Here is a 10,097-nt window from a genome sequence, read left to right as displayed (position 1 = left end):
GGYGTCCCATCGTGGTCCACGCAGTGGAGACGAGTCTGAAGGTCCTGCTCGAAGGGACCCGGCAGTACCAGGTACCGCTGTACCAGCGCACGTATTCCTGGCAGGACGAACAGCTGGGCCGGCTGTGGAACGACGTGGTGAAGCTGGCCGCTGACCGTGCCGAGGATCCGAAGGCGACGCACTTCATCGGTTCGGTGGTTCTCGCGCCCCAGGACATCGGCCCAGTCGGCGTGCAGCAGTACCTAGTGGTCGATGGTCAGCAACGTCTGACAACCCTGTCGCTGCTGCTGTGTGCGCTGCGGGACCACCGGGCCGCGGCCGAGGAGCCGATCCACCGGGATCGGATCAACTACAAATACCTGGTCAACCAGTGGGAGCCAGAGGCCCAGCGGCTGAAGCTTCTGCCCACACAGGCAGACAGGGCCGCCTACCTGGCCTGCGTCGACGCGACCCCGAACGCGGGCGGTGAGGACAGGATTGGCGCGGCATACCGCTACTTCCGCTCCCGGCTCCAGTCGCCAGCCAGCGAGGAGGCCGACGGCTCCGCCGCTCAGATCGAGGACGCCGTGATCGGCGGTCTGTCGCTGGTGTCCGTCACCGCGCAGGCAGGCGACAACGTCTATCGGATCTTCGAGTCGCTGAACAACACTGGTATGCGCCTCAGCCAGGGCGACCTGCTGCGGAACTATCTGTTCATGCGGCTACCGACCCGCGCCGAGGCGGTCTACCAGTCGTTGTGGCTGCCGATGCAGCAGATGCTCGACACCGCCGAACTGGAGCAGCTGTTCTGGCTGGACCTGGCGCGGGACAACCCGCGGGCGAAGCAGACCGAGATCTACGCCGACCATCAGAAGCGACTGGAGCGCATCCACGACGAGGCCGGCATCGAAGCCGACATCGACCGGGTCGCTCGGCTCGCGAAGTTGTTCAAGACCATCCTTGACCCGACGCTCGAACCAGACCCGGCGGTGTCCCGCCGACTCACACGGCTGAACCAGTGGGGCGCGAACACCGCCCGACCGCTCGTATTGCACCTGCTCGACCGCCGTGCCCACGGAACAGCCACGTCCGCCCAGGTCGCGGCAGCGTTGCACTACATCGAGGCGTTTCTTGTCCGCCGGCTGCTCATCGGCCGAGCGACCGCCAACCTGAACCGGATCCTGCTCGGCACGGTGACCGAGATGCCGAAGGACGTCGAGGTCGACGTGGCGGTCCGCCAGTACCTGTCGACTGGCCGCAAGTACTACGCGGGCGACCGGGACCTGAGCCATGGCATTCAGTCATTGCCCTTCTACCTCACCGGCCGGCCGAACCAGCGCAAGCTCGTACTGAGCTGGCTGGAGGAGTCCTACGGCAGCAAAGAGCCAGTCAATCTGGATGACCTCACCATCGAACATGTCCTACCGCAGAGCCCGACACCTGAATGGCTTAGAGCCCTCGCCGCTGAGCTGGAGCCTGACGAGACCGTCGACGAGGTCTACGAGGCGGTCGTTCACACTCTGGGGAACCTCACCCTCTCCGGCTACAACGCGTCGCTGTCGAACAAGCCGTTCGAGGACAAGCGAGACATGCTCGCGGACAGTGGCGTGGCGATGAACAAAGAGATCGCCGCACAGTCCAGCTGGGGGCGCAGCCGGATTCAGGAACGGGCTACCACGCTGGCCCTGCGGGCCTGCGAGCTGTGGCCTGGCCCAATCGCCGGTGCGACCGAACCGGTGAACGCGCTCTGGGAGGTCATGAACCAGGCGCTCGCTGCCATACCCGCCGGCCGGTGGACCACCTACGGCGACGTCGCCGCACTCATCGGCAGCCATCCCGTCCCCGTTGGCAACAGGCTCGCCAGCTACTCGGCTCCGAACGCCCACCGCGTCCTACAGGCAGAGGGAACGGTTTCTCCGAGCTTCCGCTGGCCGGATCCCGGCAAGACTGACGACCCCCTCGACGTCCTGCGCGCCGAAGGCGTCCTCCTCGACGCCCACGGCCGTGCCGCCGCATCCCAGCGCCTCACCGTCGACGAGCTGGCCGCCCTCGCCGGAACCTTCGAGCCCATCGACAGCTGACCGCACACGGCGACGCCCTCGTCGTGTCGGTGGCCTCATTTGGACGATGCCATGGGCTGCCTGTCGCGTCCCATCCTGGCCGACGGCCGGTCAGACAGTGGCGCCTGAAGGGAGTGTGCGGACAGCGGAGAGCTGGTCGACGAGGTCGCGGACAGTCGGGAGGCGGGCCCAATCAGGGTTGGCGTGGAGGCGGCGCCATATCGCGGCGGCGCGATTGACGGTGGCGCCGTGGTCTTTGCCCGCGGCGGCGGTCAGCGCGTCCTGGATCGCACAGGCTGCCTGCTCAGGTTCGGGTTTGCTTCGGCGGAGAAACGCACGGGCAAGCGCGAGCTGGGTTCCGGCGATCTGAACATGCCGGCCGGTGCCGTGGAGTAGGGCCAGCGACGCTCGGGCGTGGCCTTCAGCGGCTTCGCCTTTGCCGAGGTAGCCGAGTGTCACGGCGCTGAAGGCCTCGTAGGCTTCCTCGTCGCCGGGTTCGGTGCCGGGCTGGGGCGGTCCGGTCCAGACGGTGTCGTGCATAGTTCGCAGGGCGGTGATCGCGCCGTCAGTGTCGCCGGTCTGGGCGAGGGCGCGGGCCAGGGAGCTGGCCAGCGTAGGAGCGACATAGGGGTGGGCGCTTGGCTGGGCTCGCTGGACGATGGTGGCGGCGGTGGTGAACTCGCCGGCGAAGAACGCGACCGCGGCACGCATGGCGGCGACACTGCCGGCGAGCAGCGGGTCGCCGGCCGCGGCCGCGTGCTGGCCCGCCAGGACGAGGAACGTCAGCGCGGTCGCGTCGTCGTTCATGCTGAACGCGAGCCGGCCCCGGTAGAACGCCCACTGTCCCGCGATGAGTTCGACGTCCCGGCGCACGGTACCGGACACCCGCGTCTCCAAGAGAGCCTCGGCCTCGTCCCAGACGTGTTCGACCGGTGCGACGAGCTCGGCGTGCGGGGTGATGGCGTACAGCGTGCTCAGCCGGTGGATGCCGTGCTGGAGCTGGGCGAGCGTCAACGGGTCGGGTGTCGACGTGGCGATGGCGCGGGAGATCCTGGCCGCCCGGGTGGCGGGATCGGCCACGGCACCGGCGGTGACGGCCGCACCAGCGGTGGCTGCGACAACTCCGATGTTGAGCAGGTCTCGGCGGCGCGTGGGACTCGCCTCCTCGTCCTCGGCAGGCGGGGCCTCTCCATCGTCACCCGCCAGACAGCTCGCCGTCGTCCCATTGCCGGGAACAGTCCCGGCGCGCGGCGGGCCATCGGGTGGGCCGAGGAGCGCGGCCGCGTCGTCGCCGAACATCGTCTCCAGGACTCGGCAGGACACCGGGTAGGGCAGGGACGGGATGTTGCCGCTGACCCAGCGGGTGGCCTGGCGGTAGGAGATGGCGTGGTCGCGGTTTTCCGGACCGGCGCGGCGGGCGGCCTTGTTGAACTCCGTGACGAAGTGTTTGACGGTCAGGCCGCGTTCGCGCAGGCGCTGGGCGAGCAGGGTGCGGGGCGGGTCGTCCGGGGGCATGGCCGCCTCCCTTGGGAAAGTGACGTAGCAGGTCAGGGCCCATGATCCGGACATTCGGCCGATCCGTCACGACGCCACCACGGGCCGTCCCAAGACGTCGGTAAGACGTCCGCCAGACGGCGGGAACACGGCGGCCCAGCCGTCCCCAGACGGCGGTCCGACGGCCGGAAGACGACGGGATGACCGACAACGCGATCCCAGCCGCTGGCCGGCCGTGGTCGCCGGGTGCGCCCGTTGACGAGGTGTCGGTGGCGACGGCGGGCGGGCTCCGGTGATCGTGGCTCCGGCCCGCCCCAACCGGCGCGGGTCGTCACGACTGGTGGCGCGCTGCGGCAGGACCGGCGGTGCACTACCGGCCGGGTGCATCTGCCCGACGGGAGGCCCGATGACACCCCTGATGATCGATCTCGACGGCGCCGGCTACGGCCCGGTGCCCGTCGACCTGGAACCGCTGCGGCTGCCCACCCGGCCCGGCGTCCTGCTCGACGCCCGGCCGTGGCCGGACTGGATCCCGGCCGGCAACCAGCCCGTCGACACCGCCGCCTGGCGGGCCGCCCGATCGGCCGGCACGCGGGTCGCGGTCGCCTGCCCGGCGCTGGCCTCCCCAGGGCAGGTAATGCTCGCCCTCGCCGTCGGCCGACTGCTCGCCGACCAGCGCGCGACCGCCGGCATCGACTTGGTCCCGCTGGTGACCTGCCCGACCCGGCCCCGCTGCGCCTGGGAATCCGGCGCCGTCGTCGTTCCCCACCCGGTCAACGTCCTGACCTGGAAAAGCGCGCAACTGCGCGTCGTCTGGGAGATCACCCACCAGGAACAGATCGCCGCGACTGGCGCCAGCCTGGCGCCAGTCGCGCTCTGGCCGACGGCGGTGCCCGCATGAACGCCGCGACGCCCGCGCCGCGCTCAGCGGTCGGCTACATCTGTGTCCCACACGCCGACGAGGACCGGATCAACGGTCTGGACGGCCAGCTCACCGCCCACGCCCACCGGACGGGACTCGACCTGGTCGAGGTGTTCGTCGACCGCGACACCGCCACCAGCGACGGCGACCGGCCCGGCCTGGCACTCGCCGTCGACACGATCGCCCTCCACCCGGACGCGCTGCTCCTGATCCCCGACCTGTCACACCTGCCAACCGTCGCGACCACAGGGGCGCCGTCCGACGAGTGGTCTACCAGCGTCGTCCACGAGATCCGCACGGCGAGCTCCGCGCACACCCACCCCTCCACAGGACTCGCCGCCACACCGCGCTCAACCGACGCCGCCGGACCGAGCGGGTCCTGCCCAGCTGACCCCCAGACAAGGGCCTATACGAGCTGACCAGCTACCTGCGGCCTGGCGCAGGCCTACGCGTTCTTGGTGGCTGTGTAGATGTTGTAGCGCCAGGCGTCCTGGTGTTTCCACATCTCCACGCCACTCATCGCGTTGACGGCCTTCTCTGTCTTGCCCAGCCGCCGCGCGGTGGCGTAGGGAACGCGRCCGAGCGCCGCGAACGCGCGCAGCATCGGCAGCATGCGGGCCGTCACGTCTTCCACCGGCTCGACCTTGAACGAGGCCACTGCGAGCAGGTTTTCGAGGTCGCCGTGGTTGAGACGGTGCCAGGCTGGCATCGCGCCCAGCTCGCACACAGCATCGAACGCYGCCCGCGCGACCGGCTCCAACTGCTCCGCCGGCGTCCGTGAGTACTCGAACATCACGAGCCGCCCACCTGGGCGCAGAACCCGGTGGAACTCGGCCAGCACCCGCTCGGGATCGGCGGCGTGCACGAACGTCTCCATCGTGTAGACCCCGTCGAACGCCCTGTCCTCGAACTGCGAGAGATCGTGGTAGTCGCCTTCGACGAACCGGGTGCTGCTGGTGAGTTCCGCTCTCTCGCTTCGGCGCCGGGCTTCATCGAGGTTGAAATCGAGAATGTCTATCCCGGTGACATCCAGGCCGAAATCGGCCGCCATCGTGCGCGCGACCTCGCCCATGCCGCAGCCGGCGTCGAGCACCCGAGAGCCGGCGTCGAGACCGAGACGACGTCCGAGCTGGTGCTCCATCCGGCGCATCGCCGGCGAGAACCGCCACCCGGAGTCCCCGGCCTCGTACCAGCCGAAGTGCTTCGTCCCACGCAGCAGATACAGGTAGCCAAGCCGTGACTCCGTGCGGTCGTAGTACCGAAGAACCGCCTTTATGTTCGCGTCGCGCTCTGGCACTGTGGTCTCCGTTTCGCCGGCACTATTGTAGCAGGAAGCCGACGACGGACCCGAAAACGGCCGTCGCATACTGGACGATCAGTCCTGTTCCGTATGGGAGGGTGGGTGCCTCGGCTAGCGTGTCGTACGCGGCGCGCGTACTCGGTGAACTCTCACTGATCCGCACCTTCTCGAAGATTTCTGCGGCACTTCCCTCGGACAGCAGATACGTGTCGCCCCCTACCAGGGTGTCCATCATAAGGAGACGAAAACGACGGGTGATCGTGAACAGCATGAACTGCGTGAGCGCGCCGACCCACAGCGACAGCCCAAGTAGCCACCCATACAGGTAGGGCAGGTAGCTGCCCAGCAGCGCGTCGCCAAAAAGGCCCGGCAAGGTGACGGCGAACGCCCCCAAAGCCAGGAAGATCGCCGAGTATGCGTACCCTTYGGAAAKGGTTCTGATCCCCGGCGTGYGCGCCGGGTCATTCCAGCGAAGTTTGAGATCCGTACACTWCCGCATGACGATTACCATGATCGGTGGGACTATGAGCCAGTAGCTCACGTTCCCGAGAAATGACATAGCCCAGGCGAGGTTGACGGTCAGAACCACATTTCGCGCGCTGAGGTCGTCTCGGGCCAACAGGACGACGACGGGGATCGCCGCCGCCACGATGGGTGGGACGGACTGCCAGATGCCGTAGCCGCGCAKCACCGGGGCCACGATCCGATCTCGGTGGGCGCTGCCGCGGATCAGGTCGTCAATGGTGCCGAGTCGCGCCAGCGGAAAGGACCAGGCCAGCGATGCCGCGCCGAGCATTCCCCCGCTGACCGTGCCCAGCAACRCGAACAACAGCACGTCGTCGCCGGAAATCCTCCACGAGTGCCCTGCCGGCATCTTCGATGCCGCAGTGGTGACAATGCCTGGCCCAAAAGACAGGGCCACCAGGCGGAGCATGGCCCATGGACTCCGTAGGGCGGTCCGGTGTGGGTCGYGGTTCCCACGGACGATGAAGATGGCGTAGATGCGGCGAAATCCCAGAARCCACGTGTCGGAGAATCCCGTCCACGGGGTGCCGGCGTCATCCGGCAAGATCGTTGTCCAACGCGAACCGGTCCCTTCCAGGCGRCACGGCGCATCACATCGGTGCCACGATACTGGCAACGCGCCGCCAGCGCGGTCGGAACGTCACTGGTCGAGAAAACGCGCACCCCCTCGCGTTCGACCAGTCGGACTTCGAGAAGAAGCAGTTCACGGCCGTCGGCCACCGGTGCAGGAGAGTTCTGGGCGGCGCCTGGCAGGGGGTGTTTACTGCGACACTGACGGGTCATTCAGATCGAATTGGCCCAGCCGCACTTCCAGCGGCGCGCAATAGACGGTTAGGGCCTCTGAGCAGGACGAATAGTACGTCGTAGATCATGGGATCATGATTTCGCTCGTAGTGTTTCTGCTGGTGCCCTGACCGCTCTCAGACGCCGGTCTCGGCGGCAGGTCGCCAGCCTGCGGCACGCCCCCCGTCCGATCAGATGCTGCTGGCCACGCTCACCCGGCTCCTCGATTTCGCAGACGGCCTCACAGCTGCTGGTGCATGACGGTCCGCACAGCCGTCGGACGGTCCGGCGCCGCCAAGTCCAGCACTGCCTGCGCGGCTCACAGAGCACGCATGGAGGACACGCTGGCTGTCCGGCACGGCGAGGAGCTCCGAAGCAGCTGACCGACTTGCGTGCTGCGGCGGGCTCGGCGCTGGCGCCACGCCCCGGCTCGTCACGGTTCACGTCCGGCGGCGTCGAGATGTTCAGCGCCGTCTGCGCCATCGAGCTCGGCGACGGGTCGGCGGCCGACCAGCACCCCGGAAGGCGATCGGCCTCATCGACCGGGCTGCCGTGAGGAGCACACTCACTCCTGCTCTGCCTCGAATCTGGCCACATGCTGCAGCCCGAGCCGGACCCGGCGGGCGCGGTCGCCGCGAGAGGCAGGCAGCACTCGCCGTGTCGAACGGGCACCTGACCTCGGTGGTCGTGTCCGCGCTCGGCGACATCTGACGCGACCTGCACCCCTGGGCATCCGACCCGGACGTCCGCACGCTCGGTGCACCGCTCAACACTTCCCGCACCTCCCGCGCCCTTCCCGGAGCCGGCGATGACCGTCGCGTTCGGACCGCCCTGAACTGTCACGATCCCGAGCGCCCTAACCCGACGGCTCATCCTGCCTGGCTGGCGCACCGAGGACGTCGAGCCATATCTGGAGATGGCCCTGCACCCCGACATCTGGCGTTACACCAGCTCGCCGAGCCGGATCGGCTCGGCGTTGGCAATGACGGTGTTCCAGATCGGGCATTGGACGCTCAACGGCTTCGACACGCGGATCGCCCGCCACCGAGCGAGCGGCGAGTTCGTCGGCCGGTCTGGGCTCTACGAGTAATACGAACATCGAGATCGCCTGGATGATCCGCCCGGAGCGGATGGGGTAAGGCTACGCGACCGAGGGCGCAAGGTTGGCCCTCGAGTCCGCCTTCACCCAGCTCGCATGCCGCCGCAACCGGGTGACCAGCACTATCCACCCGGAGAACGCGGACTCGATCCGCGTCGCCGAGAAGCTCGGCCTCATGCTCGCCGAAGGCCCCGTAGATCGTGACGGCGAGCCCCGTAATATCTACGAGATCCCGCGAGACCGGGAGAAGCAGACCAACCTGACGTAGGAAATCCGACGGCAGTCCGCGGAGAGTTCAGCGCGGGCCTCGGAGCAGTGCAGTCTCCACGCCGTGCCTTTCGCGCGTCGATCCTTGTCCCTGAACGACTCGGAGGTAGCCACCATGGCAACGGTTGAGCAGGTGCGTGGGTACGTCTTGGAGGAGATGCTCGCCCGGCTCCTCTACTCAAGTGGGTACCGCCTGCTGGTGTCCGAGACGCAGGACCCTGAGGCGCTGAAGCGGGGCGCGCACGGCCTCCTCGTCCGTGGTCGCGGTGCGGACCACCAGGCCGACGTGCTCGGCGAACTGACCTTGCCCGTGCCCTTCTCGCTGCCGCTGCGAGTCTTCGTCGAGGCCAAATATCGCGACAAGCCAACTGGGCTTCCAGAGGTACGGAACGCACACGGCGTCATCCATGACGTCAACGAGCACCACTCGACCGCGTTGGCGGGCTCCCGCACGATCCCGATGCGGCGCTACCACTACCGCTACACCCTGTTCTCCGTCTCGGGGTTCACCAAGCCGGCCCAGCAGTTCGCTCTCGCCCAGCAGATCGCCCTGGTCGACCTGTCGAGCCCCGGTTTCGCCGGGCTCCTGGACGCCGYGGACCAGGCAGCACACAAGATCCTCGACTTGGCGACCCAAACACAGGTGGCACCCCTCCCTACAGGGCAGACCCGTACTGCGCTCAGGCTGGCGTTCGGCACCTGGACCGACCAGGACTTCGGCGCCGTCGCCGCCGACGGCGACGCGTTCGCCTTCCAACGGCGCGAGAGCCGCGCCCAGAAGGCAGACAGCCTCAACCCGGCACTGCGCGAGTTCCGCAGACTTCCCGGTGGGCGCCTCGCATCGATTGCGGCCGAGCTCGCAAGCCAGATGACCGGGAATCTCGTGTTCGCGTTCCCCTCCGCGCCGTTCGTGCTCGCGCTGCGGCCCACCGACCTCGATGCGTTCGACGCCTACGTTGACCGCCATGGCACCGAGCTGAACGTAAACATCAGGTTTGTAACGCGGCGCGACGTCACAGGCGACTGGATGATCGTGCCCGCCGACGGGTTCCCGAGTTTCCAGCTCCAGTTCTCGCTGCCGGCGCTGCTGGAGGACTGGCTCCTTCACGACGAGCGCGCGGCGACACAGCGCGCACGCAGCATCAAGGCCGAGTTCCTCTCCTCGATCGCTCTCTTCCGCGAGGGCCGCCTCATTCGGATGCAATACGTACGAGAGGGTCGCGGGTGACCGCCCGCGTTCCACCTCAGGTGGGAGACAGCGTCGCGGGCCAGTCGGCGGGCGGACGAGCTCATAGCCTCTGAGCACCCGGCCGTGCCCGAGGCGGCCGCGTTCTCCGAGTCGCTTGGCCGGCGGCTGGCACTGCCAGCGGCCCGCGGTGACGGCACCGCCGCCGTGTCGGTCATGCCTCTGACCATCGCCGCCGCTTCGCCACGCCGCCGAGCAGTCCCGCCAGGCCCGCGATGCCTGGGCAAGCCGCCTCCGCGATGACCCAGTTCAGCGCAGTGTCGCCAGCRATGACATCCACGGTGACCTCGGCGGTGGCGGTGCGCGGTCAAGCCTCGGCCGGGAGGTTCACCCTATGAGATCTTCAGGAGGCGTCAGCTGATGTCCGCCAGCATCGGCTGGCCCCGGCCAGTCACAGGTTGATAACTCCTGCGGTCCATGGT

At 68.2% G+C, this 10,097-nt stretch carries 10 protein-coding genes; 7 read left to right on the top strand and 3 right to left on the bottom strand.

Annotated elements, in window-relative coordinates; translation table 11 throughout:
• The first annotated feature begins 23 nt into the window (after window positions 1-23).
• On the top strand, window positions 24-2,060 hold the full coding sequence (locus tag BL253_RS27855; RefSeq protein ID WP_206745136.1) for a GmrSD restriction endonuclease domain-containing protein: 2,037 nt from the start codon (window positions 24-26) through the stop codon (window positions 2,058-2,060).
• Window positions 2,061-2,150: 90 nt separating this feature from the next.
• Here BL253_RS27855 and BL253_RS27850 read toward each other — a convergent pair whose 3' ends face one another.
• Window positions 2,151-3,554, bottom strand: coding sequence for an NsdA family TPR-like regulatory protein (locus BL253_RS27850; protein ID WP_076820267.1), 1,404 nt, complete (start codon window positions 3,552-3,554; stop codon window positions 2,151-2,153).
• A gap of 385 nt (window positions 3,555-3,939) precedes the next feature.
• On the opposite strand from BL253_RS27850, the gene BL253_RS27845 reads away from it, so the two are divergent.
• Together BL253_RS27845 and BL253_RS27840 are read left to right on the top strand one after the other, a co-directional pair.
• A complete protein-coding gene (locus BL253_RS27845) occupies window positions 3,940-4,434 on the top strand; it encodes a hypothetical protein (RefSeq protein WP_076820266.1) in 495 nt (164 codons plus the stop codon).
• A complete protein-coding gene (locus BL253_RS27840) occupies window positions 4,431-4,874 on the top strand; it encodes a recombinase family protein (RefSeq protein WP_076820265.1) in 444 nt (147 codons plus the stop codon). The genes BL253_RS27845 and BL253_RS27840 overlap by 4 nt, the downstream gene beginning before the upstream one ends.
• Window positions 4,875-4,900: 26 nt before the next feature.
• Here the strand turns inward: BL253_RS27840 and BL253_RS27835 are convergent, their stop codons facing one another.
• Both BL253_RS27835 and BL253_RS27830 read right to left on the bottom strand, forming a co-directional pair.
• Window positions 4,901-5,752, bottom strand: a complete 852-nt coding sequence (locus tag BL253_RS27835; protein WP_076820264.1) for a class I SAM-dependent methyltransferase — start codon at window positions 5,750-5,752, stop codon at window positions 4,901-4,903.
• 22 nt (window positions 5,753-5,774) lie between these two features.
• Window positions 5,775-6,689 (bottom strand): hypothetical protein, encoded by a 915-nt coding sequence (locus tag BL253_RS27830; RefSeq protein WP_076820263.1) that lies wholly within the window; start codon window positions 6,687-6,689, stop codon window positions 5,775-5,777.
• Window positions 6,690-7,451: 762 nt separating this feature from the next.
• Between BL253_RS27830 and BL253_RS42500 the strand changes: the two genes are divergently transcribed.
• The 4 genes from BL253_RS42500 (at window position 7,452) to BL253_RS27820 (ending at window position 9,657) form a co-directional block, all read left to right on the top strand.
• The gene (locus BL253_RS42500; protein ID WP_158230432.1) at window positions 7,452-7,619 is read left to right on the top strand and encodes a hypothetical protein; all 168 of its coding nucleotides are present in this window, start codon (window positions 7,452-7,454) and stop codon (window positions 7,617-7,619) included.
• 360 nt (window positions 7,620-7,979) lie between these two features.
• Complete coding sequence (locus BL253_RS44090) at window positions 7,980-8,153, top strand: hypothetical protein (RefSeq protein WP_241835217.1); 174 nt, start codon at window positions 7,980-7,982, stop codon at window positions 8,151-8,153.
• A gap of 73 nt (window positions 8,154-8,226) precedes the next feature.
• On the top strand, window positions 8,227-8,430 hold the full coding sequence (locus BL253_RS44085) for a GNAT family N-acetyltransferase (RefSeq protein WP_241835216.1): 204 nt from the start codon (window positions 8,227-8,229) through the stop codon (window positions 8,428-8,430).
• 114 nt (window positions 8,431-8,544) lie between these two features.
• A complete protein-coding gene (locus tag BL253_RS27820) occupies window positions 8,545-9,657 on the top strand; it encodes a restriction endonuclease (protein ID WP_131831595.1) in 1,113 nt (370 codons plus the stop codon).
• The last annotated feature ends 440 nt before the right edge of the window (window positions 9,658-10,097 follow it).

Origin of the sequence: Pseudofrankia asymbiotica, assembly GCF_001983105.1 — a bacterium.
In the GTDB taxonomy this organism is placed as follows: Bacteria; Actinomycetota; Actinomycetes; order Frankiales; family Frankiaceae; genus Pseudofrankia; species Pseudofrankia asymbiotica.
This window is presented reverse-complemented; position numbering and strand designations above follow the sequence as displayed.

Excerpts from the sequence above, each read along its gene's own strand:
- BL253_RS27850 (WP_076820267.1), bottom strand. The coding sequence starts at position 3,554 with ATGCCCCCGGACGACCCGCCCCGCACCCTGCTCGCCCAGCGCCTGCGC.
- BL253_RS27845 (WP_076820266.1), top strand. The coding sequence starts at position 3,940 with ATGACACCCCTGATGATCGATCTCGACGGCGCCGGCTACGGCCCGGTG.
- BL253_RS27840 (WP_076820265.1), top strand. The coding sequence starts at position 4,431 with ATGAACGCCGCGACGCCCGCGCCGCGCTCAGCGGTCGGCTACATCTGT.
- BL253_RS44090 (WP_241835217.1), top strand. The coding sequence starts at position 7,980 with ATGGCCCTGCACCCCGACATCTGGCGTTACACCAGCTCGCCGAGCCGG.